Source organism: Pseudomonas sp. 29 (assembly GCF_002754355.1).
Taxonomy (GTDB): domain Bacteria; phylum Pseudomonadota; class Gammaproteobacteria; order Pseudomonadales; family Pseudomonadaceae; genus Aquipseudomonas; species Aquipseudomonas neuropathica.
In genome coordinates, this window is the sequence record NZ_PEEY01000001.1 from 6436515 (window position 1) to 6458603 (window position 22089).

The window sequence follows — 22089 nt, forward strand, 5'->3', positions numbered from 1 at the left end:
ACGACCGCAGCAGTGAACAATCCAGCCTTCTAAAAATGTAATCGCGACACGCCGTTCTCGGCGCTTGTCAGTTTTCACGACATTTTTTGGAGGTGCCGATGACTCACGTCTCGCGTACACCCGCACTCGTTTCCCTGAATCAACTGGGCTTTCAGTTCGCCAATGGCGCAACACTGTTTGAAGACCTGAACCTGACTTTCGATCATCAACCGACTGCGATCGTCGGGCGCAATGGTGTTGGCAAAAGCGTGCTTGCACGTTTGATTGCCGGGCAGTTACAACCCGGCACCGGCAGCGTGGCACGCTCGGTTTGCGTGCATTACGTCGCACAAACGTTCATCGCCACACCCGGGCAAACCGTCGCCGATGTAACGGGGACGGCCCCGGCGCTCAGCGCACTGGAGCGACTAAGATGCGGTGCTGCCACTGCGCACGACTTCGACCTCATCGATGAACGCTGGGATCTGGCCGAGCGCTTGCGCCAGATGCTCGATGGGGCCGGGCTGACCGACCTCACCGGGTCGGATCTGACGGAGCACCTCAGCGGTGGCCAGCAAGCCAGAATCGCTTTGATCGGCGCACTGCTGAGTCAGGCGCCATTGCTGGTGCTCGACGAGCCCACCAATCACCTCGACAGCGCCGGTCGGCAATGGCTGATGAGCCTGCTTGAGCGCTGGCGTGGCGGCCTGATTATCGTCAGTCACGACCGCCAGCTTCTGGAGCAGATGCAGCGAATTGTCGAACTCACGGCGTTGGGAGTAACAGTTTTCAGCGGAAGGTTTTCGGATTTCACCGAGCAACGCAGGATCCATCAACAGGCGGCGCAGGCACAGCTCGATCAGGTCCGTATCGAACGTCAGCGCGAACGTACGCGGCTGCAACGCGAGCACGACACGATCCAGCGCCACGCGGCCGGCAGCCGTCGCCACGCACAAAGTGCCAACGTTTCGGGCTTCGAGCGGGCAGCGTTGAAAGCCGCTGCGCGGGACATCATGGGGCAGGTAAAAGTCGGTCACCAGGCACGCAAGGCCGATCTGGATCAGCGTGTTCGCGAGGCGTACGAAAACGTCCTGCCCGCCGACGGCGTGCTGATCAATCTGCCGGGCAGCGTGGTGCCGAGCAATCGGCGGGTGTGCACGCTGATCGACGCGTGCTTGCCATGGTTACCGGCAGATGCGCCCACCACCCGCCTTGACCTCGCCATTCAAGGACCGATGCGCATCGCTGTCAGCGGTCACAACGGTTGTGGCAAATCGACGCTGTTGAAATTGCTGGCAGGTGAATGGGCGCCGGTAAGTGGCGAGTGCACCACGCACGTACCTTTTGCCTTTCTCGACCAACAACTGAAGCTGCTGGATGATCACACGTCGATTGTCGATCAGTTGCAGGCACAGCAAACACTTTTGAGCGAAGGTGAGTTGCGCTGCTTTCTCGCTCATCTGCAACTCGACGCACAACGCGTTAACCGCCCGTGCGCCTCACTCAGTGGCGGCGAACGCTTGAAAGCAGCCCTTGCGCTGGCGTTGTGGCGCCAGACGCCCGCGCAATTACTGCTGCTGGATGAGCCCACCAATCATCTGGACCTGGCGTCGGTGCACGCTTTCGAACACGCCTTGCAGGCATTTCCCGGAGCGATTGTCGCGATTTCCCACGATCAAGCGTTTTTACAGGCGTTAAACCCAAGCCATTGTTTGACCTGGCACCCCGAAGGCTGGCGCTGGCAACCGACGAGCTGACCTGCCTATTTTTTGCACGATTGCCGAGGGCTTCTATAGTTGATCTGACACGAATCAGCTGCGGTGACGCCATGGAAGACATTTTCGTCGTGAAGCGTTGCAACAAGATCATTATTTACGGTCGACGTGCCGAAGACAGCCAGCATGATCCCGCGAAAGCCACTAGCTGGTTTCGCATCTGCGACACACGTACTGGCGGTTTCATCGGCGATGGCTACGACACGGAGGGTGAAGCAGGACGTGAATGCAGACGCCTCAACGCAGCGAGTTCCCCATCAGCGGCCCGCCAGTCTTCAGGCTGATGCCGATCAGAAGCGGGTCTATACTGAAACCAGCTGAAGGAGCAGCGCCCCACGGCAGAAGGCTCGCAACACGCGGGCTTTTTGCTGCAGCTCAGGTTTCATAGAACGGAGGTGTTCCATGTCCGAAAAAGAGTCCATCACCACCCTCCTCACCCTGCTCGACGCTCGACAAGCGCGCCTCGCCGCCGCTTGCAAAGAGATCGCCGACTGGGTCGATCACCAAGGTGGACACCCCACCGCCCTGCGCATCCGAGACCGGCTGAACGACATCGAGAAGGATGCTCCGCTGATTCGCAACACGCTGTCGGCGCTAAAGCCTGTTGATCGGCCACTGCCTCGGTTCAGATGACATCGACCCGGCCAGGGTGTCAGGAATTTGCTCATTAGCGGTGACACAGGAGTCACCGCGCTTGTGTCTGCCCGTAATGTCTATTTTTCCAGTTTTTCACGTGACGACTGCATCTGCGCGACGACAGTGAAATCACTCCTTTGCAAAGTAACGCCCTCTCCCGCCCGCATGTGGGTGTTTTTTTGGCCAGCGCCCAAATGGCGAACGGTTGCCGTGCGTGAGTTGTCATAACTTATACATGTCGCAAAGGAGACAGTTATGGTTATCCATTTCAACGTCGACGGGCATCTGGCCTGCGGCCATAAAGGCAAACAACTGTCGGCAAGCCGCGAACTCAATCGCGTGAAGTGCCGCAGTTGCCGCAATACCGATGCCTACAAACAGGCGCGAAAGGATCAGCGCAACGCCACCCGCCGGATGGCCCGTCAGGCCAAAACCTCCCACGGCGCAACCAACTGGCGCGCAGAGTGGATCGAGCGCCTGACTGCAATGGCCGGCCTTCAGCGCTTGCCTCGCGGCTTTAGTGGGCAAGCATTCGTCTAGCAGTGCGTTTAAGCAAGGCACAAAAAAGGCCTGCATGAGGAAACTCATGCAGGCCTTTGCTATTCAGGGTGGCCGAACCGGCACACCTTTATGAGCGGCCACCAGTACCAGGACAAAAGCCTGACACGGACAGCACTCACAAAATCATTTCAACAACCGATGCATCCATTTTGATCGCTGGCTCGTAGATCCAATACCCTCACTCGGAGGGCACAAGAGCCAAGGAGATACATCATGCATGCCTTTTACAAAAAAATTGCTGCAGCAGCCTGCTTCGCCATTCTCTGTGTAACTGCAACGCTCAGCTTTGCCGCCGACTCGGTGATGGTCGGAGGAGCAGCGATGTACCCCACTAAAACCATCGTTGAGAACGCAGTCAACTCGAAGGATCACACGACACTTGTAGCGGCGGTCAAGGCTGCCGGGCTGGTTGATACGCTCAACAGCAAAGGTCCATTCACCGTCTTCGCTCCGACAAACGAAGCGTTTGCGAAGCTTCCGGCAGGCACCGTCGACACGCTGGTAAAGCCTGAACACAAAGCCGATCTGACCAAAATCCTGACCTACCATGTTGTGCCCGGCACTCACACATCCACACAAATAATGGCCGAGGCCAAAAAGAACGGCGGCACCGTTATGCTGAAAACCGTTCAAGGTGAGTCGCTGAGTATCAAGCTGTACGAAGGCAAGCTATGGGTGGTGGACGCCAAAGGCGGTAAGGCAAGTATCAGCATCGCAGACGTGATGCAGTCAAACGGCGTGATCCACGTTGTCGATTCTGTCTTGATGCCTTAAACGCACCGGGTTCCCGGCGGACGCACAGTTTGCCGGGTGCTAATACCCGAACAGGCACTTCACAAGCGGATTTAGCATTGAGCAAATGGTTTTGTCTGGCGGTTGCGCGGCGATACAGCGAATGTTTTACGAACCAAATTTCAAATAACCCAGCCAACTCGGGAGGGTCTTTTGGTTGCTCGCTGATTTCCAGATACCGCCTGACTGGTGAGCCTGGCTGTAGCACAACCGAGGCGCTGAAGGATGAATATACGTTCATCGATAACATGGTTCGATGCGTCTAGGCTGCGGGTTCCGACATAGTGACTACAGGAGTAACCCACCATGTTCTCGCACGAAAGCATCCCGCTTGTGTCCATCTTCATCATCATGCTCATCGGCGTGCTTGTGGCCTTCCTGCATCCGGTACACGCGTTCTTTAGCTGGCTTCGGAGACGAAGTGAAAAAACTTCGTCTCGTTCTCCGAAAGAAGCGGATTCGCGCTGAACTCTTCCCTAAAAGCCCGGCTACGTCCGGGCATCTTTTCGTAACGCCATGCAGCTTGCAGATATTAGCCGCTGGGCAATCGAGAGATTTGGATGAAACTGCGAGCTATGACAACCGCCTCGTATCAAACCGCTGGCACACCACCTGAATGCATTCCCCTCCGCGCCCAACGGCGACCAGCGGAACGGATGGCTTAAGGCTGAGTTTCAGAGGCAAGATTTGCGCGCCAAGGCAGGTACAGACAAGGCAGAGTCCAGCGTGAGATTTTGCAGGCGGGGAATCAACTTGAGTGTACGACCGTGATAATGACCGAGCCATACATCAGGAATCGCAAGGGCAAACAGCAATGCCAACCAAATGATTGTGGACCAGAAACAAACAAGGGCTTGCATCACCTTTCGCCCGCAAACCCTTGATTTAAGATGGTGCCCGAAGCCGGAATCGAACCGGCACGCCCTTACGAGCGGGGGATTTTAAGTCCCGAGTGAAAATCAATCAGGCCGCACCCTGTGATATGTTTTCTGGTCCGCAATCAAGCTCGAAAGCCTGTCATGCAGCCCAATGTCTCCGCATACCTTGAAATGATTGCGGACCGGAAAAAGGCTCTGAAATCCGTTTAAAGTCTCTCGTTTTATCGGCTACTGCATGCTCGCGGTATGCCGATTCTGCATGATCCAGCTGTTTGCCCTCCTCCGGCGTCCTGCCGACAATGAATCCCCCTGCTACTCTGGTTTCGTCCAAGGAGGAAACCAAAATGCCAAACTCAGACCTACTGCCTTCCCTGCTTTTCAAGATCAACGAAAACCAACTCGCCCTCGAGGCAGCCATCATGGAGCTGTCGAATTGGGTCGAGCAGCGCGGATCGGCCGACGTCGCCGAGAACGTCCGCGGCGCCCTCTGGGCAATCGACAAAAATGAAGAGTTCATCAAGATGACCTTGGCAGTTTTAATGACGCCCGACTGACAGCTCGTCGCCTCCCCCTCGCCCACCTGCCTCGACTCGATTACTGTACATGCATACAGCATTTGTACAGCGAATCCCGCAGCATGAATTTCGACCAGGCAAAAACCCTACGGCTCCAGCGATGGCGCACGACTCTCGACGATCAGGACTTCCGTATGCAAAACCCAGAGGGGCATCGGGAAACCCTTCACGAGATGGCAGCTACGCTCCGCGATGAGGGGCTGATCGACCAGCTTGAACGGTTCGACATGAACGAAATGGCAGACGCAGCGTACTGGCATGCCGTCGAGGAGCTGCAGAACTCGTCCGGGCACTACCGCGGCGCCTCGACCTATGACGTCGTTCAGATCGACAACGGGAATCTGCTGGGCACTATCAGCCGGTCAATCTTCAACTTCGAAAGTGATGAACCACGCGGCGCTTCCTTCGCTTATGACGGCAAGGTCTACTCTGACGCGGACGGTGTGCGGCTGACCTTGGGTCTTTCTCCGAAGACTGGACGGATTTCAGGCCTTGTGTTGGAAATGAATGGTCGCCGATATCAGTTGGTAGAGACCGAACGAATGATCGCTGGCGTAACGCACCGACCAATTTCCGATGCTGATGCTTACCGGGCGCTTATAGATGCAGCGCAAGTCGCGCATGAAGAACGGGATCTGCGCACCTTTGAAAAGGTGCGGCCTCACATTGAGTCGGCGGTCTTCTGCATGTGCCCCGCCTGCCTCGATCGCTTTGATGCCCGGGAGGACTGTCCGAACTGCGCCGGAAAAGGTTTTGTAACGAAGCCCGCGCCGTCGGGTCTACGCTGATAGATCATGCGAGGGCTTGGCAATGTGCGGACGACTTTCCCAATACAGCGGCATTCACGACTTCGTGGCGGCGCTCAGCATGCCGAACGCCCTGATCAACTCGACCGGGGGGCAGCCCTTCGAACGGTACAACGCCGCGCCGACTGCGCAGCTCGCTCTCTTTCACCAGGAAGGCCAGTTCCTGCATGCCGATATGGTCCGTTGGGGATGGCGCCCGCACTTGGCCAAGGATCGCGCGGCGCCGATCAATGCACGAGTTGAGAAAGTCGCCCACGGCCCGTTCTTTCGCGCAATCTGGCCACATCGCGCAATCATCGCGATCAACAATTGGTTTGAGTGGGTCGACGAAGGTGGGCCAAAGAAGCAGCCCTACTTGATCAGGCATCGGGATCAGTCGCCGATACTCTGCGCCGCCATCGGCCAATACCCGAATGAAGAACATGGCCCCGGTGAGCACGACGGCTTCGTGATCATCACCGCCGACAGTGCCGGTGGGATGGTCGACATCCATGACCGTCGGCCGGTGGCACTTTCTCCGGAGCTTGCACGGGAATGGCTGGACCCGGCCACGCCGAAAGAGCGCGCCGAACAGATGGTGCTACACCAGGGCGAGCCGACAGAAGTTTTCGAGTGGTTCAAGGTTGACCGGGCGGTAGGGAATGTCCACAACCAAGGCCCGGACCTGATCAAACCGGTCGGATGATCAGCTCCGGGCCAGGGTCTTCAGGCGCTCCACCAGCGCTGCTTCAAAAACGATGTAAAGACGCTCAGCATCGCCGGTGCGCAACACGCCACCGGTTTCCAGCCCCAGCACGAAGCCATCTGCCCGTGCCCCCGCCTTCACAGCGATGATCATCGAATCAGCCCGGACAATCTGCGCCAGCAGCCGATCCGCTTCTCTCTGCATCTTCTCGCTCAGCACCACGCCTTCCACGTCAGCCACCTATTACCTTCACTACGACATCCAATACATGATGGAAAGAACGACTGAAACCCAAATAATCGTCATCAAAATTGAGTAGCCCGCCAGCTGCTTGTCCATGTTCACCATTCATCCCGTCCGAGTCTAAATGATGGTTCACGGCTTGCGACCTCGCAAGAATGGCGCGGCGCCATCACTGCCGCAGATTATTCACGTATGCCTGGCAGGCCTGTAGAGCGATCAGTCCACGGTCGCCGGTGTCGGTGATGGCGATAATTCGTTGAGCATGCGTCGGGTCAAGTCGGGCTCGTACGGCTCCATGATCCACGCCGCCGGCGCTGGCGGTGGCTGGCACGTCGCAGCCTTTGGCAGCGTCGGCTGCGTCGATGAGGACTGACAGCCGCAGATCAGCAGTGGCAAGGCGATCGCGCAGGCGATCTTGGTCACGTTGGGCATTACTCATTTTCCTGAAGTGGGTTTGCTCGCTTGCCGCCAATCGCTGCTCGAGCGCCAACCGCTTATCTTGCTCGGCCTGTTGCGCGGTAGCGGCGGTCTGAGTCAGTTGATTGAGGGTTTCGGTGTGCTGCCGGGCCTGCTCGGCCAACTGCTTTCCGTAGCGCCAGTCCTGAAACTGCCAGGCACTGCCAGCGCCGATCAGCACCAGCGCCAGCACGCCGACCAATTTCCACGGCACGGCTATCACGGAACGTCCTTAAAGAAGACGTGCCCGCCCAGCTTGAGCGTCTGTTTCGCCTTCGTCGCCCATGCCGGCGCCTTGATGCTGGTCGCGTAGTAATGCGTAGCGCCGCCGGTTGGATCCGGAACCTTGCCGTCGATCACCTGGTCAGCAGCGATCCGGCACTGCGCCAGCTCGCGGAACGGGATCTGCTTCACGCCGATCAGGAACTGATAATTTGGATCGGTCTTGTTCCAGCAGCTGAACTGGTAAGGCTTCTGGCACACACCGGCATAGCCCTCGCCCCACCACGAATTGGTCTTGCCATCGAACACACGGTTGCGGATCGTCCAGGCCACGGCTATCTGGCCGGCCGTTCCTTCTCCGCGGGCCTCGCCGTAAAGCGTGCGGGCGAGGATGTCGCGGTCTTTTTCAGTTGCAGTCATCACTTTTCTCCAGGCAAAAAAATACCCGCTCGATGGCGGGTGCGGGCTTGCAGATAAATCATTCTGGCATCGGTGGCCAGATTACCGATTCAAGACTCAGGTCGACTCGATTTACATCCACTCGATACTGCTTCCAAACATTCAATGCGGCGAGGTCGGATTCTGTAGCCTTGCCCAGGTCGACCGAGTCCTGCAGTGGGCTGATGCGCAGGCCGGCAACGCCCAGCAATAAATCGCGTTTGCTCTCCAGTTCTGCGCGCATCTGTTCCGGGGTCTTTACAGGAGGTTCGAGTGGCTCAGCAACCACGACAACGCCCTCATTGACGGTAAAACCGTTCCCGCGCTGGTTGGCGACCAGGCTTGCGTACTCCTCGTCTCCCAGCTCGATTGCGTCGGATGGCTTGAAGCTGTCATCGTAGAAACCGCCAGTGTTGGGCGAATAGAACATCGTCATTTTCCGCGACTCCGGAAGTTCAGGTAGGGGATCCATCCAGTGACCGGCGTGCAGATGCCGACCGTGAATGAAGTAAGGCTTTCTGTCGCACTGCTGGTACGTTTATCAGTGGTCAGAAAGAATGGTGTCATTGCAGATTGAGCGTAGGACGGCGCACCGTTGAGGCTCGCGACGATGCTGTGGTGCGCAGACGCGTAGCTGGTCGGCAGCGTGACGATGTAGAAGTGCGTGTACCAGGTCTGCCCGCCGATCGTCTGCGGGTTAAACGCCCCGACAGCAGAAAGCGCGATTAGCCCCCATTGATTGATCCCGCCATCGGGCATCCGGCGCCAGCCCGTGGTCGTCAGTTGGCTGTTGTCCGAGAATTTCTTAACGAAACCGGTACCGGAAAGCTCTGTCAGAGTGGTGTCCGCCGCCTGGGCGCCGATCCCTGCTCTCGCTTCAGTCGGGGTCTTGCCACTGGTACCGCCCATGGAAACTGGCAGTGATGCCGGAAGAGCGACAGGGCTGCCGCTTGCACCCAGCGCGGCGTAGAGTTCGTCGAAGTTGCTCTGGGTTTTGGTAAAAGCACTGCGTGGCGTATCACCGCCCACGCCCGAAGGAGCAGTGCCGAGATTGATCGTCTGCTTTGCCATAAAAAATCCTGATTTTATTGGTTAATTGCGTTCGCTCACGCGCTCATCTTGGCAAACACAGCTGGGAGGAAGAACGCGAAGGGGTTCGATGCGGCAACGGTGATGGCATAGAGAGTGCTGTTGGGGAAATCCCACCAGCAGTAAAGCTCGCGCGGAATCCCACTCCCCGAAGTCATTGGCATGCCGAAAGTGTTCAACAGCATGAATTCGTTCTCTGGAAAGTTGAACGGGACGCTATAGAAAATGCGTGTCAGCCCCTGCTGGCTGGTGTCGTAGCGGACGTAGTTCCAGTTCTGAAATGCTCGGGTGAATGTTGCGTTAGGCGTACCAGAGTCAAACAGCAGATTTCCGCCGGCATCCCACAACCTCATTCCGTACTGCGCCACTGGCTGAGCACCGAACGCAGCTACAAAATATCGCCCATTCAGACCGGCAGCATTGACGTCGTATGCCCTGACATAAAAGCCAGTCCAGTTACCTGCAGATCCAAGCAACCTCATCCGGCAAAGCCCTGCTACACCGTTGAAAGTGTCGGGGCGAACGAACACCAGAGGGGGCTCTTGGGAAGTGACTGGTCGCGCAAACGTGGTCACCGAACCGAGGCCCGCTTCCTGCGTGGGCGTATAACGCCCTGACGCGATCACCATCAACCTTGAAAACTCCGAATCCAAAGTCACAACGTTGTTGTTATTGGTGAACTGAACTCCGTAACTCATCAGCTCCACCTCATTACGATCAAGCGCATCGTTCCGGACGAAACGTTGCTCGCAGCGTAGGTTCGCGTGTGGTTATAAACTCGCGCCACACCATCGAGCATTTCAGTCTCGAACTGCATCTGATTGCTGTCATACGTGCCGTTGGGAATCACGATAGCGGTTCCATTTCCAGGGCCGACGCCGGGGACGGAAAAGTCCTGACTACTTTTCGGGCCGACCGGGAAAGTGACAAGCGTCGACAAGGCAACTCGAATGGTGAAAGAATTCTCATCCAGCTGGAGCGCCCCGTCGGCGCCCCAGATTCGTATGCCGTAACTCATGCGTTTAGATTCCCCCACTGATAGCGCTTCACGCCGTTCTCATCGAACACCTTACCGCCGTTGTTGTTGATGACCTGACGAGCGCCTCCCCCCAACGGACTGTTCAGCTCGAAGTTGCCGGCCTTGTCGATACGCCATCCTTGAACGCCCGCAATGTAATTGTCCGACTGAAGAAAGAAACCAATCTTGGCGTTTCCGATCGAGGCGTCCTGAATGAATGCCGAGTTCATGAAGACCTGTCCGCCCTGCACCGCGAACGGCACCGAGATGGCGCCGCCGGCAATGGTGTTGACGATGGCGAACCGGTCAGCGCTGACCAGAAACTGGCTTTGTAACCCTGCCGGGCCGTTTTCGATGCCAAGACCGATACCAGCCGCCACATATTGCCCGTTGGCGGTGACCTGCATCTTTACTGACCAGCTTGTTGAAACCTTTCCGTCCAGCGTGGCTACGGACTGGCTGACCGTTTGCACGGTTGCGCTGTTTTGGTTCACCTCAGCCTGAACAGTATCAACGCGCTTGGCCGTAGCTATCCCATCCTCCAACCGCGCAGACTGTTCAGACCAAACCCCAACATAAACCTGGTCAGAGCCAGCGAAGCCATCTGTGTCACCTGCGAGCGAGGGATTCACCTGGACGTAAACACCGTCGAGCTTGATCGCCTGCGCGGTCAACTGATCGCCCTGCTGTTCAATTTCCAAGGTGTTTTGCGAAACCTGAGCGGCCAGCGCGTTCGCCTCTTCCAGCACTTGGCCGATATCCACCCAGTATGTTGGGTTCGGCGGCGGCGTGTTGATTGGTACCGCTTGCTCAGCCTGATAGAGACGTCGACCAACTCGAACGGTGTCGCCCTTGAGATAGGTCAGTGCAGGGTCGTACTCGAGCGCGTCGGCGATATTGTCGATCTGCTCTTGAAGGCCAGGAATCTTGTCGATCTCGGTGAGGATTTCCTCACCCAACTCCGTTCGCCCGATCTGGCCGGCGATCATTTCCAGAATGTCGCCAGCATTAGAACTGGATTGCCCCTGCACACCGAGGCCGACCGGGTACCACGGCCCGATGCTGCCGATCTTGTCGACGATGCGACCCCAGAAATAGAAGGTCACGCCGGCGGCAAGCCCGAGCATTGAGAAATCGCTCTGCGGATAGGCCAAGTCTGTCAGCTTGGTCGCGGCATCCAATTCAGTCGTCGGGCCGTACCAGATCTCCGTGCGCTGACTATCCTCTGCGCCAGCAGGGAAGCCCCACTTGAGATAGATGCCGAACAGCAACGGTGTTGCGGTCAGGAACGCCAGCGCCGGTGGCAACCCCTGCTTCCCGCTGAGGTTGGTCAGGATTGAGTTGCGCCACGGCGACGTGATATCGAACGCGCTCACCGCGCGAACGCGGGCCACGTAGGCACCGGCATAAATGCCGACCACATCAACGTTGGTCGTCCCGGTGCGCTGCAGCTTGATCCAGTTCCCGCTGTCCTTGCGCCATTCGACGTCGTAGCCGACCGCGCCATCCACGGCCGGCCAACTGATCGTCATGGTGGCCACGGCCAGACCCTGCACAACCGATGAAGTCGACGACAGCGTAACGCTCGCCGGCGCCGGAACAACCGTAATCGGGATCACGCTGATTGGGCGTTCTTCAAGGCGAGCGCCAGTGTCGATGAATGCGAACTTGCTTGGTTCGAACTGGAGCGCGCTGATTTCGTAGTCGCCTTCGGTGGTGCGCTTGGTGCGCAGCACGCGGTACAGCGGAATGGCCAGGTCATCGGCATCGAGTGCCCACTGCAACTGCACCACCGGCGGTTCGCTGTAGGCGACCGTGACTGTCACCGCGCGACCGTTGATGCTCTGCACTGTGCGGCCTTCGGCGCGGCCGCCCGGGAGATTGATGATCAGCCGGTCGCCGGCCTTGGCCTGAGTATCGCGATCGAGGGTAATCACCCGCCCCGCCACCGCCGAGATCCGGCCGCCGACTTCACGACCCGCCAGCAACGAGTCAGCCACAGGAATGATGTGACCCGGCAATGGAATCACTCCCTCCATGCCGGTCTTGAACGACACAGTGCGGTCCTGGTTGTTGCTCAAGATCGCCCACTTGCCACGGCGCTGAGCCTCGGATGCGCGCGTGCAGCCGATCGCGCTCAGCTCTGTTGGCCGGTCGCCGTAGCGGCGCTGCAGATCCAAGTCAGCGAACGGGATGACGTCGGTGTCGTAGTTGTTCGCCGGGTTGTCGTAGCTGACCAGTGCTCGGGTGTACCGGGTTTTCGCCGAGGCGCTGCCGTACGAGAACTTGCCGTCGATGACGTTGGCCCGGGTGAAGACGTAGTCGAAGTCCTGCGCGCGCGGCATGTCCGCCTGCATCACCAGTTGACCTTGCGCCCAGTACGTCATGCCCCGGTAAATCGCCGAGATATCACGCAACAGCGACCAGGCGTCGGCCTTGCCCTGCAGGTTCATATCGCAGAGGAAGCGCGGCTCGACGCCATTCAATCCATTCGGCACCAGCTGGTCGCAGTACTGCGCGATCCGGTAAAGCTCCCACTTGTCGACCATGAAAGGCTTGATTCGCTTGCCCAGGCCGAATCGGTCTTCGGTGCACACGCCGTAGGTGATCCACGCCGGGTTATTGGTCCAGGCCGACTTCATCGAGCCGTCCCACGTCCCTGTGTAGGTGCGCTGAATCGGGTCGTAGTTGCTCGGCACCATCCAGCGCCGAGCCTTGCACTTCACAGTGACGGCCGGAATGTTGGTGAACTGCTCGGCGTCGAACTCGATGTAAAGCAGCGCGGTGTTCGGGTAGCGCAGCTTGGCGTCGATGACTTCGGTGTAACCGGCCACCAGCATGGTGTCGGCGATCTTGTTGGTGTTCTGGTTCGCCGTCAGGCGGCGCACGCGGATCTGCCAGCCGGTGGTGGCGTCCGGTAGATCGATGCGGCGCGAGCGCTCGTAGCGCGTGGTGGTCTTGCCATCGACGGCGTCCACCAGCACCTGCTGATAGGCGCCGCCGTCGGTGGCCACGTCAATTGCGTACTCGATCCGGTAGCCGCCGACGTTGCCCTGGTCATCAGACCGTTGCAGCGCTGGCCAGGCCAACCGCATGCGCACGGCGGATAGCTGAGTGTTGGTGATCGAGCGCACCCATGGCGAATCGCTGCGCAGCTCAATGTTCAGGGACGTCTCGTTCTCCACCGAAGGAATGCCGGGGATGTACGTCTGATCCACCGAGCCCGGACGCCAGTCCCACTTCACATTCGGGAAGTTGTAGTTGCCGCTGGCATCGCGGATCGGCGTGTTGTCCAGGTAGATGTCGTAATCGGTCGGGACGCTGTCGAACTCACCCTCGCCCACGGCAATCAGCAGCTTGGCCAGGTTGGTCGAGCGCAGGCTGTCGCTGGCTTCGGTCGGCGACTTCGGCTTGCTGCTGCCGCCCTTCTCGCCGTGGATTTCCATCTGTTCCGCTGCGCCCATGCTTTCCTCCAGGCATAAAAAAACCGCCTCGCGGGCGGCCTAATGGCATTTCTGTAAAAGTCGTGATGATAGAATTCGCATGCTGAGCCCTCCTACGATGAGGCGCTCGACTCAGTCATCAAGGAAATAAGTGCTGATGAAAAAAGCTCCAACTTGGCTACGAACAATCCTTTCGCTTCCGGTGTACGCAATTTCAGCCGTGTTGTGGATTTTCACTGCATACACAATCATCACCTCTTCGGTAAAAATGCTCTCCAGATATGTAACGCCCCAACAGATTGGTCAGGGATTGGCCGAATTGATTTTCGCTCTAGTGTTTGCCGCAGTTGGTAGCGGATTATGGATGCTTGCCAGGTACATTCGGACCTCAAACTTTAAGAAGCAACCGCGCCCTTCCGCCTCCCCTCAGCCATAAACTTTTTACACTTTGTCTTCAGCCAGGATCGAGGCCGAGATAATCATCCCGCCCCACCGGCGTTCGCCGATGCAGATCGGTACCGGGTTGCCGCTGGCCGTGGTGTTCTTGGCGCTGCCGAAGGCGTAGGACGGGGAGTTCTCGGGGGATGCGCTCTGCTTCAGGCCAGAGGCTTGAGGGCTGAGCATCTGGATCACGCCGCCGATCGCCATCGAAGCGCCGGCCGCATACAAAAACGGCGATGCGGCTGCAAACGGAGTAAACGACAGTACGTAGGCAGCGGCGATCATCACTGTGCCGATAATGGTCTGCAGTCCACCGGCGCGCTTACTCCCAGCAATCACCGGAACAATGCGAATTTCGCGCGTACCGCCGAGATCGAATCCATCCATCCCGATGTTTGCGCGATTTCGAAAGATCGCAAACTTCAGCCCAAGGCGCTCCAACCGTTTAATTTCTTCAGCGAAACCGTCGATGGTTGCATTGAGCGCGCGGAACACTTCCACGGCGGATCCGCCGTCGAGAAGGAATTGCTTGCTTCGAAAAAACTTCTTGGCGAGCGAACCGGACATCATCACTTTCGTCATCGGCGTGTAGGTAATTGCTGAGCACATGCCATTCTCCAGGCAATAAAAAACCGCCCGAAGGCGGTCTGTTCAGAGGGTCGTGGGCAGTATGTCGATCTGCCCATCGCCTCCGGTGAAAACTCGGTATTTCTTGACCGCTCCGTCTTTCACGATCGCTTCCCGCTCCACTCGCGCAGCCCCCATCGAGCAGATGCCTGAGCCGGTGTAAGCCGCGCCGACTGAAACCGAATCCGGCGGCAGGTAGAACGATGCTTTCTGGCCCGGCTCGAGCTTGGCGGCCTGTTTGCCATCGATAAAAACTGCCATCGCGCAAAGGCTACCGGTCTGCCCAGAGTCACGGATCACTTGCAGTGTCCCATATGCCCCTGATGGCTTGGCCTGGTAGGCCGACAGCTGACTGGCCGGCGCCTGCTTGGCTTCATTGGAAGGCGTTGGCGAAGTCGCACACCCCGCCAACAGCGCTACCGCCAACGCCCCTATCACAATCCGCATATTTACTCCTTATGGTCTCGCACGCTGAAGGTGAAGAAATAGAACGAAATTTTTTCGTCCTCGATATCCCTTAACTCGTAACGGATTCTATCCAGACCGCGGTCGATGCGAGTTACGACGAGGTCCATGAATTGGGTTAGTCCGCCCCCGAAACCGCTTAGGTTCAGTGAGCTGACATCATGAAAAATAGCCGTCACACCCTCGATTTCTGGATCTTCCGAGGAAGACATAGTCAGGCTGAGGCGATACTTGAAATCCACCATTTCGAGCTTGATCGCAGCTACGCAATTGTGCTCGAAAAGGAGTTCGTTTAAGCGAGGCAGCTCCATTTATGACTCCGATTGCAGATCGGCTGAAGGCACGCAGCGCTACTGCTCCAATACCAGTTCCAGTTGCGCTCGTGATTTCGAGTCAGGGATCGACCTTCTCATCGAAAACTATTTGATACTGTTTTCTACCAGTACCCTCAAGAAGGTCCTTCAGAGCTTGGGCTCGACGATCTAAGCAGGCTTTAAAACCTGAGCTTTCAGGGGGGCCGAAATCTAAGCAAGGGTCACGATTATCAAGTGGTTGCCTCTTGTGGGAGCACCCCAACAGAAGCGCTACCGCCAGCGCTCCTACGATCAATTTCATGCAGGTCACTCCTGTGGAAATGTCCCACGATATCACTGCGCGCCCTTGTGGCGCAGCACCAGTCGTGTGCGGTCGAGCCACGGCCCGCCGAAGACAATGACCTCAGATGGCCTGCCATACAGGTGGTGCAGCAGGAACGGACCTGGGCCGAAAGTGGCAGCATCCTCACCGGGCAGCGCAGGATCAGTGCCAAGGAATATTCCGGCGTGGTTCGGGTAAACGGTGCGCCCCACTTCCATCACGATCATGTCGCCGCGCTGCGGCTGGTCGACGCGGTAGAAGCCGGCTGCCTCGTAGTTCGCCTCGTAGAGGCTGGTGTTGTCCTTGCTTTCCCACCAGCCATCGGCGCGCTTGAATGCTTCGAATTCCAGCCCCCACTCGCGCTTGTACCAATCGGCGCACACCTGCCAGCAGTCCCAAGCCCCGTGCACAAATGGCCGTTTCAGCAGCGGCACCTCGCCGGTCGGCACGATGGTGCGCAGGTCTCCTTCCGGCCAGCTCAGGATATGCCAAGGCATTGCGGTCGCTTCGCACATGGCGAGGTCACGCGGTGACGGCCTGCTGGTTGCGTCCGGATGCGAATGAATTACGCCGATTACTTCGCCTGCGTCTTCGGCCTTGGCGTACTGTTCAGGGTCGATACGGAACTCTTCGTTCGGCTCAGTCGAGACATTGATGCAGGGGAAGTATTGTTGCTTGCGACCGATCGCCAGAAGAAGCCCGCAGCACTCTTTCGGGTACTCGGCGACCGCGTGTTCCTGGATCGCATTCAAGATGTGCTTTCGCATGTCAGCTCCTTGCAATCAGGGATACAGCGGGAAAGCCGCCGAACGGCAGCGGGTTTCCCTCGCCGAAGCGCGGGATGCAGCCTTTTCCCAAGGTGGCGTCGCACTCGTCCAGTTCCGGATTGTCGGTGATGACGCCATCTTTCGTGACGTATGGCCCGGTGTACCCGCAGTTCGGCCCGCGATAACCACCGGTGAGGCACCAATGGCACAGCGTTGTGGCCTGCCGGCCGATGGACTCGTTTCCAACGTCGCCCGGGCTGGCAAGCTCCCAACTGACATTCTCGCCGTCCTCGTTCGTTTTCTGGTCGATGTACCAGATCTCGATCGTCTCTTGGGTTGGATCTGCCGTCGGGTTGCCGGCCGGGAAGTTGGCGGCATCGAGGTAGCTGCCCAGCGTGTGCCGCATTGTCAGCTTGAACTCGAGCAGATCCTCGAATGCCAGACAGAGTGCGGTGATGCGACCGTTGACGTTGCCGACCGACAGTGTGGGCCGAACTGCTGTGCCGTCGCCGTTCGCCTCGATGCCGTCGATCTGCATCGGCCAGGCGCTGTACTCGTTTCCCTGCCAGTAGATTGCCTTCGCCGGCAGTTGGTCGGCATTGTCGCCGGCGGAGATCAACTCGGCCGCCGTGTGCGGAATCGCGTGCCCGTGGAAGCGCAGAACGTCCGCGCCGTAGTCCGTGCCGTCCAATTCAAAGAGCAGGACTTCGCTGCCAGGTTCAAGCACCTGGATGTCACTGATCAGCGGCATGATTGCCCCTTATGGTCGGAATGCCCGCTCGAACGTAGCGGTGAGTTTGAAGACACCGCCGCCCATTGGTGTGGGAGCTGGATTTTTACAGGTGAACAGACCGAGCTCGCCGAGTGGAGTTGTCCATAGAAATGCCTTTGCTCCAGCATGCCGGTCGAGGAACGCCATGATCTCCAGCACCTTGGCCTTCTGGCCTGCGAAAGTGATCGGATACGAATCCTCTTTGTTGTTCGGGCCGTCGCCGACGTTCTGCGCGTAGCCGTTGCCGAATTTCGAGGTGCGCACCCGATAATTGATATCGGGTGTTTCCCCGCGCTCGGTTGGCCAGGTGAATTTCTCGATGGCCATCAGGCCCTCCCATTTGCATTTCGGAAGCTGGTACCGCCCGCGCGCCAAGAGTCAGCGACGGCTTTCTCGGCCACGGCCTGCATTTGCGATTGCAGATTTCTCGACAATGCCTGCTGGTCGATCTGCATGCCTTCAGAGCTGCGATCCTCGGTCACCACCGTGACCGGCGCGCTGATGCTGATTGCAGCCCCGGAACCACCGCCAGCCGCGAGAACGCCCAGTTTGCCGTTGGAAGTCCGGGTCAGCGGCATGATCGCCTCCGGCCCCGCCTCACCCATAACTCCCGCCCGGCCGCCGGCCATCCCGAAGGCGGTCGGAGCGCTGACAATGCTGTTGGTGAAGGCGCCGCCGTTGGCGAACATCTGCACACCCGACGACCAGGCACCGCCGAGCGCCTGCGGGAAGTAGGTGCTGGAGTAACCTGCCGAGGACGCGCCGAGATTCGAAGACGTCGCACCGGCAGATCCAGCCGCCAGCCCGTTACCTCCGCCTCCGCCAGTGAAGTAGCTGGTGGCAGCACCGACGAGGCTACTCAGCAACGCAGAACTGGCCTGACGGGTCGCGATCCGCGCCATGTCAGCCAGAATCGACTTGGTGAAGTCGGCGAACGACAGCTTCCCGGTCATGGCGAAGTTGACGACCGCGTCTTCCATCGAGCTGAAAGCGTTGCCGAACAGGGTCTTTGTCTGGCCGGCAATATTGCTCGCCGAGTCCAGGTAATTGGCCCAGGCCGACGTTGCGCCCTTGGTCCAGTCCCCTTGAGCTTTCTCGACATCGGCGTAGTTCTGCTGGATCTGATCGGTGGCAGCTTTGTTCGCATCGGCGAGAGCCTGCGACTTCCGGGCGAACTCCTCCTCCGACATGTTTCGCGACGGATCTGATTTCTGGCTTGCCAGTTCCAGCGACTGCTGAGCGAACCGATCCTGTTGGCTGTTCAGCTCATTGTTGAGTGCGTTCTGTCGATCGCCCTGTCCGACGCCGAGAACGGCGCGCTGCCCTGCCAGTTCCAGCGCTCGCTGTTGCTGAGCCAAGGCCTGAACGTAGGTGGTGATTGAACGCTCTTGTCGGGCGAGACGGCCGGTCTCGTTTGTGGCCAAGACATCGAGTTGGCTATCCGCGTCCTTCTGCGCTTTGACCATTCCCGCGCGCGCGTCGGCAATCTTCTGATCGAGCTGGATGCTTTGCGCGGCAGAAGTGGTCTTCTTCGCCTTCGCGGCTTCCAGCGCAGCAATCTCCGCCTCGTAGGCCGCAGTAACCTCGTCGCGCTCGTTGCCGATCAACGCTTCGCGTTTCAGGGCATAGTCGGCTTGAGAAACGAGTCCGGCCTTCTGCGCGGCGTCCAGTTCCTTCTGGGCGTTTTTGTACTCTTCGCTGATGGCTGCCAAGTTGTTCTTGGTGTTATTGAAGCCGGTCAGATCGACCTGTGAACCAGCCGCTTTCGAATCCTTGAACTGGTCATTGATGTTCGCCAGGTTCTTGTCGATTGCGGCCTGATTCAGGCGCGGATCGTTCGGCGCTACCTTGCGGATGTCTTCGAGCTGCCGCTTGTACTCCTTGATCGCGTCGGTACGTTTCTGCTCATTCGTCCATGCTGACTTGGTGAGTGCGTCGACCTTCGCCATTGAGGAGACGGCATCGCCCTGAGCTTTCGCCTGCTCGCCCTGCCACTTAGCGATATCGGCTTCTGCTTCTTTCTGATCCTCCAGCATGTTGAGACGATTCTGGTAGAGATCAATCATCTCCTGTTTATTCTGGAACAGGCCGACATTGCCTGCCTGAGCGCTCGCCAAGTCGCGCTGGGCTTGCTCGATATCGGCGCCGATATCACTGCGCCCGATATTCTTCAGCCCATCAGCAGCCCGAGCAACGGCGTTGTAGCCCTTCTCCCAGAAACTCAGATTCTCGAGGATTCGCGGTGTGCGCTCGTTGATTGCATCAGCGAACGACTCGGTGGCCAGCTTCACGGCGCCGGCATGGTCGCCCTGCTTCTCCAGCGCGGTGATCTGCGAGTAAACCGAAGCAGTTAGGTAGTGGTACTGCTCATTCAGCGCGGCAGACGCCTTGACCGGGTCGTCGGCGAGCTTGGAGAACTCGGCAACTGTCTCGCTCACTGCCTTGCCTGTCGCTTCCTGCATCGACACGGCGGCTTGGGTGATTCCGGTGAAGCTCTCGCCGGCGATCTTGCCGTTGTCGGCCAGCAGAGCCAGCACGGCTGCGGCTTGGCCAGTGGTGCCAACGGTTGCGCTGACCTGACGGGCCATATCGCCCAATTGCCCGGCACTCACACCTGCGTAGTTGCCGGTCAGGATCAGCGATTTGTTGTAGCTGTCCTGCTCTTCGCTGCCCTTGTAGAAAGCGTATGCCAGCCCACCCACTGCGGCGGTGGCCAGCGCAAGCGGGCCGAGAATGGCCAGCAGACCCGCCGCACCCTCACCTGCACCAGCGCCCAGTTGTGCGACTGCGCGAACGCCGCTACCCCAGTCTCCCGAAGACAGCGCATTCCCAAGTTGCACGACGTTTTCCTGTGCCTGGCGCGTGCCAAGTCGCAGTTTGTCGAAACCGGTGGTGGTTCTGTTGAGTTTGTCGTAGTCCTTATCGATCTTGCTCAGGGCGGTGTTGTACTCGTCCTGGCTGATCCGGCCGGCATCCAGATGTTTGCCCAGTTGCTCGACCTGAGTATCCAGCTTCGCCAGCGCGGCGCGGGCCGGGTCAATGGCGCCCAACAGGCTGTTCAGTGCCTTCTGTTCATCCATGGCCGACTTGGCCAGCGCTACCTGTTGCTTGTCGAGCTGCGCAGAGATCTTCGCGGCCTCAGCCTCGCCATAGGCGCCGGTCTTGGTCAGCTTCGCCAACGCATCGCGCTGTTTGGCAAGGTCCTGCGTAGTCTTGGCGCTGGTAGAGAGCGACTTCTCCAGCGCCTGCATTTCGTTCATCAGCGAAACGGCGGACCGCTCGGCCCGGCCGCCGGCCTTCGCCATCTCATCCAGGCTCGTTTTGGCCTCGATCGCATCGACCGAGTCGATCTTGACGCCGAGTTCTGCAATGTTCATCGACTCACCTTGAATAAGTGCTCGTGCTTACGGGCTGTTTTCCCTTTCCTCCGCCATGACGCGCAGGGCTTCGCCTTCCAGCACCTGAAGGTCAGGGAAGATTTCAGCGAGTTTCTTTTTCTTGATGCCGAGGAATCCGGCGACGTCGCGGATGCAGTTGTAATCAAGGCCGATGGCGCCACCGGTGCCGACCCGCCACTGCGTGGACATTCGGTTGAACAGGAGAAAGGCCGGCCAGTTGCATGGCCAAACCTCCGTTTCCTCCTCAAGATCACCTGGCGAGAGGCCGAACATACTCATCAACTCAACCGGCGCCGCGGGCGCATACAGGGCGCGCGCGGCATCTGTCAGTTTCCCAGGCGGGCCTGGTTGTATGCGCCCTGATAGGCTTCGACTACCGCTTCGGTTGCGCCTTGGCACGACTTCACCAGAGCGGTGATGCTCGTTTCATCGAACTTATCGTCGAAGGCCCAGCCAGCCACCAGATCCTTGATTTGCCGAACCTGCTGGGCTGCATCAGCAGCAACCACTTCAGAAAGCGATGGTTGATCCCCGAGCGTGGCCAAGGCTTCCTTGCGATTCTGGTTCCACTCATCGAAAAGAGCGGCCAGTTCCAGCCGGTCGCGATACTTGAACGTGAACTCGATCTTTTCGGGCACGCTGCCAACGATCGGGATCAGCACCATTGCTTGGAACGTCGGGTTCTGAGCGATTCGGATTTTTGCCATGGGTTACACCACCGCGGTCAGGTAGCGGGTCGGCTCGGCCTGAAGCGCCAGGTTCACAGTGCGGGTCAGCAGGTTGTTGCGGGACACTGCTGGCTGCTTGGAAAACGACGTGTAAGCGCCGTACAACAGGGTGTCATTGCCCGGCAGGTTCAGACGTGCAGCCTCGACCTGTTTGCCGGCGTCGGCCTTCATCAGCACCTTGTTGAAGTCCTGCGCCGGGTCATCCGCCAGGGTCAGCACCATGCTGGCTGCGGATTTGTCAGTCGGAATTTGCTTGCCCTGGTCATCCTCGAGGAAAACCACGTCGAGGTAGTTCTGTTCACCGCCGGAGAAGGCAACATCGGAAATTTGCGGAATCTGCACCCAGGTCAGAACCTTGCGCATGGTGCCCGCACCGCCGCCGGCCGGAAAGATCTGGGTGTCGGTCGTATCGATGCCTTCCAGCGTGATTGCCGTGGCGGTCGCCGCTTTAATACGTACCACCTTGCTGTCCAGCTTGCTCCATCCAGAGGTCAGCAGAACGATATCGCCAGCGACGAGAGTACCGCCCACAACCGTGGCCACCGCTTCAGTGGCGTTAGTGATGGAAGCGAACGCCAATGCAGCAGCATAGGTAGCAGCGTGCTGGAAAGTGCCGCCGTTCGGAATTTTGTAGCCCATGGGTGATTCCCCTTTTCAGA

The 22089-nt window shown here is 58.6% G+C and carries 28 protein-coding genes and 1 tRNA gene; 9 read left to right on the forward strand and 20 right to left on the reverse strand.

Annotated elements, in window-relative coordinates:
• The first annotated feature begins 98 nt into the window (after nt 1-98).
• The 6 genes from CLU80_RS29880 to CLU80_RS30475 all read left to right on the forward strand — a co-directional run bounded on the left by CLU80_RS29880 (nt 99) and on the right by CLU80_RS30475 (nt 4211).
• Complete coding sequence (locus CLU80_RS29880; protein ID WP_099759292.1) at nt 99-1736, forward strand: ABC-F family ATP-binding cassette domain-containing protein; 1638 nt, start codon at nt 99-101, stop codon at nt 1734-1736.
• Nucleotides 1737-1807: 71 nt separating this feature from the next.
• Complete coding sequence (locus CLU80_RS29885; RefSeq protein ID WP_099759293.1) at nt 1808-2038, forward strand: hypothetical protein; 231 nt, start codon at nt 1808-1810, stop codon at nt 2036-2038.
• Nucleotides 2039-2156: 118 nt separating this feature from the next.
• On the forward strand, nt 2157-2387 hold the full coding sequence (locus CLU80_RS29890; protein WP_008082703.1) for a hypothetical protein: 231 nt from the start codon (nt 2157-2159) through the stop codon (nt 2385-2387).
• A 258-nt stretch (nt 2388-2645) separates the two neighbouring features.
• Nucleotides 2646-2930 (forward strand): hypothetical protein, encoded by a 285-nt coding sequence (locus CLU80_RS29895; RefSeq protein ID WP_093431037.1) that lies wholly within the window; start codon nt 2646-2648, stop codon nt 2928-2930.
• Nucleotides 2931-3164: 234 nt separating this feature from the next.
• On the forward strand, nt 3165-3725 hold the full coding sequence (locus CLU80_RS29900; protein ID WP_099759294.1) for a fasciclin domain-containing protein: 561 nt from the start codon (nt 3165-3167) through the stop codon (nt 3723-3725).
• A gap of 324 nt (nt 3726-4049) precedes the next feature.
• Nucleotides 4050-4211, forward strand: a complete 162-nt coding sequence (locus CLU80_RS30475; protein ID WP_177413104.1) for a hypothetical protein — start codon at nt 4050-4052, stop codon at nt 4209-4211.
• 423 nt (nt 4212-4634) lie between these two features.
• Here the strand turns inward: CLU80_RS30475 and CLU80_RS30480 are convergent.
• Nucleotides 4635-4712: transfer RNA gene (locus tag CLU80_RS30480), tRNA-OTHER, on the reverse strand.
• A gap of 253 nt (nt 4713-4965) precedes the next feature.
• Here CLU80_RS30480 and CLU80_RS29910 point away from each other — a divergent pair.
• From CLU80_RS29910 to CLU80_RS29920, 3 genes are all read left to right on the forward strand, one after another.
• Nucleotides 4966-5175, forward strand: coding sequence for a hypothetical protein (locus tag CLU80_RS29910; protein WP_016774031.1), 210 nt, complete (start codon nt 4966-4968; stop codon nt 5173-5175).
• An 83-nt stretch (nt 5176-5258) separates the two neighbouring features.
• Nucleotides 5259-5984 carry a hypothetical protein gene (locus CLU80_RS29915; RefSeq protein WP_099759295.1) on the forward strand — a complete coding sequence of 242 codons (726 nt, stop codon included), beginning with the start codon at nt 5259-5261 and terminating at the stop codon, nt 5982-5984.
• 22 nt (nt 5985-6006) lie between these two features.
• Nucleotides 6007-6687, forward strand: a complete 681-nt coding sequence (locus CLU80_RS29920; RefSeq protein ID WP_099759296.1) for an SOS response-associated peptidase family protein — start codon at nt 6007-6009, stop codon at nt 6685-6687.
• On the opposite strand, the gene CLU80_RS29925 is transcribed toward CLU80_RS29920, so the two are convergent.
• From CLU80_RS29925 to CLU80_RS30020, 19 genes are all read right to left on the reverse strand, one after another.
• On the reverse strand, nt 6688-6918 hold the full coding sequence (locus CLU80_RS29925; RefSeq protein WP_099759437.1) for a hypothetical protein: 231 nt from the start codon (nt 6916-6918) through the stop codon (nt 6688-6690).
• A gap of 181 nt (nt 6919-7099) precedes the next feature.
• Nucleotides 7100-7606, reverse strand: coding sequence for a lysis system i-spanin subunit Rz (locus CLU80_RS29930; protein WP_099759438.1), 507 nt, complete (start codon nt 7604-7606; stop codon nt 7100-7102).
• The gene (locus tag CLU80_RS29935; RefSeq protein ID WP_099759297.1) at nt 7606-8028 is read right to left on the reverse strand and encodes a cell wall hydrolase; all 423 of its coding nucleotides are present in this window, start codon (nt 8026-8028) and stop codon (nt 7606-7608) included. Before CLU80_RS29935 ends, CLU80_RS29930 begins: the two co-directional genes overlap by 1 nt.
• 58 nt (nt 8029-8086) lie before the next feature.
• Complete coding sequence (locus CLU80_RS29940) at nt 8087-8482, reverse strand: tail fiber assembly protein (protein ID WP_286079809.1); 396 nt, start codon at nt 8480-8482, stop codon at nt 8087-8089.
• Entirely contained in the window at nt 8479-9117 is a 639-nt protein-coding gene (locus CLU80_RS30485; protein ID WP_286079810.1) for a hypothetical protein, read from the reverse strand. The genes CLU80_RS29940 and CLU80_RS30485 overlap by 4 nt, the downstream gene beginning before the upstream one ends.
• A 35-nt stretch (nt 9118-9152) precedes the next feature.
• Nucleotides 9153-9833: a hypothetical protein gene (locus tag CLU80_RS29950; RefSeq protein ID WP_099759299.1), complete on the reverse strand. Its 681-nt coding sequence runs from the start codon at nt 9831-9833 to the stop codon at nt 9153-9155.
• Nucleotides 9833-10141: a hypothetical protein gene (locus CLU80_RS29955; protein ID WP_099759439.1), complete on the reverse strand. Its 309-nt coding sequence runs from the start codon at nt 10139-10141 to the stop codon at nt 9833-9835. Before CLU80_RS29955 ends, CLU80_RS29950 begins: the two co-directional genes overlap by 1 nt.
• Nucleotides 10142-10149: 8 nt before the next feature.
• Entirely contained in the window at nt 10150-13617 is a 3468-nt protein-coding gene (locus tag CLU80_RS29960; RefSeq protein WP_099759300.1) for a TipJ family phage tail tip protein, read from the reverse strand.
• Between the two features lie 420 nt (nt 13618-14037).
• Nucleotides 14038-14646 carry a tail assembly protein gene (locus CLU80_RS29970; RefSeq protein WP_099759302.1) on the reverse strand — a complete coding sequence of 203 codons (609 nt, stop codon included), beginning with the start codon at nt 14644-14646 and terminating at the stop codon, nt 14038-14040.
• Nucleotides 14647-14688: 42 nt separating this feature from the next.
• A complete protein-coding gene (locus CLU80_RS29975) occupies nt 14689-15111 on the reverse strand; it encodes a hypothetical protein (protein WP_099759303.1) in 423 nt (140 codons plus the stop codon).
• Nucleotides 15112-15113: 2 nt separating this feature from the next.
• A complete protein-coding gene (locus tag CLU80_RS29980) occupies nt 15114-15440 on the reverse strand; it encodes a hypothetical protein (protein WP_099759304.1) in 327 nt (108 codons plus the stop codon).
• Between the two features lie 82 nt (nt 15441-15522).
• Entirely contained in the window at nt 15523-15744 is a 222-nt protein-coding gene (locus tag CLU80_RS29985; RefSeq protein WP_099759305.1) for a hypothetical protein, read from the reverse strand.
• 32 nt (nt 15745-15776) lie between these two features.
• Entirely contained in the window at nt 15777-16532 is a 756-nt protein-coding gene (locus CLU80_RS29990; RefSeq protein ID WP_099759306.1) for a C40 family peptidase, read from the reverse strand.
• A gap of 1 nt (nt 16533) precedes the next feature.
• Nucleotides 16534-17283: a phage minor tail protein L gene (locus CLU80_RS29995; RefSeq protein ID WP_099759307.1), complete on the reverse strand. Its 750-nt coding sequence runs from the start codon at nt 17281-17283 to the stop codon at nt 16534-16536.
• 9 nt (nt 17284-17292) lie between these two features.
• Entirely contained in the window at nt 17293-17631 is a 339-nt protein-coding gene (locus tag CLU80_RS30000; RefSeq protein ID WP_099759308.1) for a phage tail protein, read from the reverse strand.
• Complete coding sequence (locus CLU80_RS30005; protein WP_099759309.1) at nt 17631-20681, reverse strand: phage tail tape measure protein; 3051 nt, start codon at nt 20679-20681, stop codon at nt 17631-17633. The genes CLU80_RS30000 and CLU80_RS30005 overlap by 1 nt, the downstream gene beginning before the upstream one ends.
• A 27-nt stretch (nt 20682-20708) precedes the next feature.
• Entirely contained in the window at nt 20709-20981 is a 273-nt protein-coding gene (locus CLU80_RS30010) for a DUF1799 domain-containing protein (protein ID WP_099759310.1), read from the reverse strand.
• Nucleotides 20982-21028: 47 nt separating this feature from the next.
• Nucleotides 21029-21409 carry a phage tail assembly chaperone gene (locus CLU80_RS30015; protein WP_099759311.1) on the reverse strand — a complete coding sequence of 127 codons (381 nt, stop codon included), beginning with the start codon at nt 21407-21409 and terminating at the stop codon, nt 21029-21031.
• 3 nt (nt 21410-21412) lie between these two features.
• On the reverse strand, nt 21413-22069 hold the full coding sequence (locus CLU80_RS30020; RefSeq protein WP_099759312.1) for a phage tail protein: 657 nt from the start codon (nt 22067-22069) through the stop codon (nt 21413-21415).
• Nucleotides 22070-22089: the final 20 nt, after the last annotated feature.

Coding starts and splice junctions, on each gene's coding strand:
- CLU80_RS29880 (WP_099759292.1), top strand. CDS start 99: ATGACTCACGTCTCGCGTACACCCGCACTCGTTTCCCTGAATCAACTG.
- CLU80_RS29885 (WP_099759293.1), top strand. CDS start 1,808: ATGGAAGACATTTTCGTCGTGAAGCGTTGCAACAAGATCATTATTTAC.
- CLU80_RS29890 (WP_008082703.1), top strand. CDS start 2,157: ATGTCCGAAAAAGAGTCCATCACCACCCTCCTCACCCTGCTCGACGCT.
- CLU80_RS29895 (WP_093431037.1), top strand. CDS start 2,646: ATGGTTATCCATTTCAACGTCGACGGGCATCTGGCCTGCGGCCATAAA.
- CLU80_RS29900 (WP_099759294.1), top strand. CDS start 3,165: ATGCATGCCTTTTACAAAAAAATTGCTGCAGCAGCCTGCTTCGCCATT.
- CLU80_RS30475 (WP_177413104.1), top strand. CDS start 4,050: ATGTTCTCGCACGAAAGCATCCCGCTTGTGTCCATCTTCATCATCATG.
- CLU80_RS29910 (WP_016774031.1), top strand. CDS start 4,966: ATGCCAAACTCAGACCTACTGCCTTCCCTGCTTTTCAAGATCAACGAA.
- CLU80_RS29915 (WP_099759295.1), top strand. CDS start 5,259: ATGAATTTCGACCAGGCAAAAACCCTACGGCTCCAGCGATGGCGCACG.
- CLU80_RS29920 (WP_099759296.1), top strand. CDS start 6,007: ATGTGCGGACGACTTTCCCAATACAGCGGCATTCACGACTTCGTGGCG.
- CLU80_RS29935 (WP_099759297.1), bottom strand. CDS start 8,028: ATGACTGCAACTGAAAAAGACCGCGACATCCTCGCCCGCACGCTTTAC.
- CLU80_RS29940 (WP_286079809.1), bottom strand. CDS start 8,482: ATGACGATGTTCTATTCGCCCAACACTGGCGGTTTCTACGATGACAGC.
- CLU80_RS30485 (WP_286079810.1), bottom strand. CDS start 9,117: ATGGCAAAGCAGACGATCAATCTCGGCACTGCTCCTTCGGGCGTGGGC.
- CLU80_RS29950 (WP_099759299.1), bottom strand. CDS start 9,833: ATGAGTTACGGAGTTCAGTTCACCAATAACAACAACGTTGTGACTTTG.
- CLU80_RS29960 (WP_099759300.1), bottom strand. CDS start 13,617: ATGGGCGCAGCGGAACAGATGGAAATCCACGGCGAGAAGGGCGGCAGC.
- CLU80_RS29970 (WP_099759302.1), bottom strand. CDS start 14,646: ATGTGCTCAGCAATTACCTACACGCCGATGACGAAAGTGATGATGTCC.
- CLU80_RS29975 (WP_099759303.1), bottom strand. CDS start 15,111: ATGCGGATTGTGATAGGGGCGTTGGCGGTAGCGCTGTTGGCGGGGTGT.
- CLU80_RS29980 (WP_099759304.1), bottom strand. CDS start 15,440: ATGGAGCTGCCTCGCTTAAACGAACTCCTTTTCGAGCACAATTGCGTA.
- CLU80_RS29985 (WP_099759305.1), bottom strand. CDS start 15,744: ATGAAATTGATCGTAGGAGCGCTGGCGGTAGCGCTTCTGTTGGGGTGC.
- CLU80_RS29990 (WP_099759306.1), bottom strand. CDS start 16,532: ATGCGAAAGCACATCTTGAATGCGATCCAGGAACACGCGGTCGCCGAG.
- CLU80_RS29995 (WP_099759307.1), bottom strand. CDS start 17,283: ATGCCGCTGATCAGTGACATCCAGGTGCTTGAACCTGGCAGCGAAGTC.
- CLU80_RS30000 (WP_099759308.1), bottom strand. CDS start 17,631: ATGGCCATCGAGAAATTCACCTGGCCAACCGAGCGCGGGGAAACACCC.
- CLU80_RS30005 (WP_099759309.1), bottom strand. CDS start 20,681: ATGAACATTGCAGAACTCGGCGTCAAGATCGACTCGGTCGATGCGATC.
- CLU80_RS30010 (WP_099759310.1), bottom strand. CDS start 20,981: ATGAGTATGTTCGGCCTCTCGCCAGGTGATCTTGAGGAGGAAACGGAG.
- CLU80_RS30015 (WP_099759311.1), bottom strand. CDS start 21,409: ATGGCAAAAATCCGAATCGCTCAGAACCCGACGTTCCAAGCAATGGTG.
- CLU80_RS30020 (WP_099759312.1), bottom strand. CDS start 22,069: ATGGGCTACAAAATTCCGAACGGCGGCACTTTCCAGCACGCTGCTACC.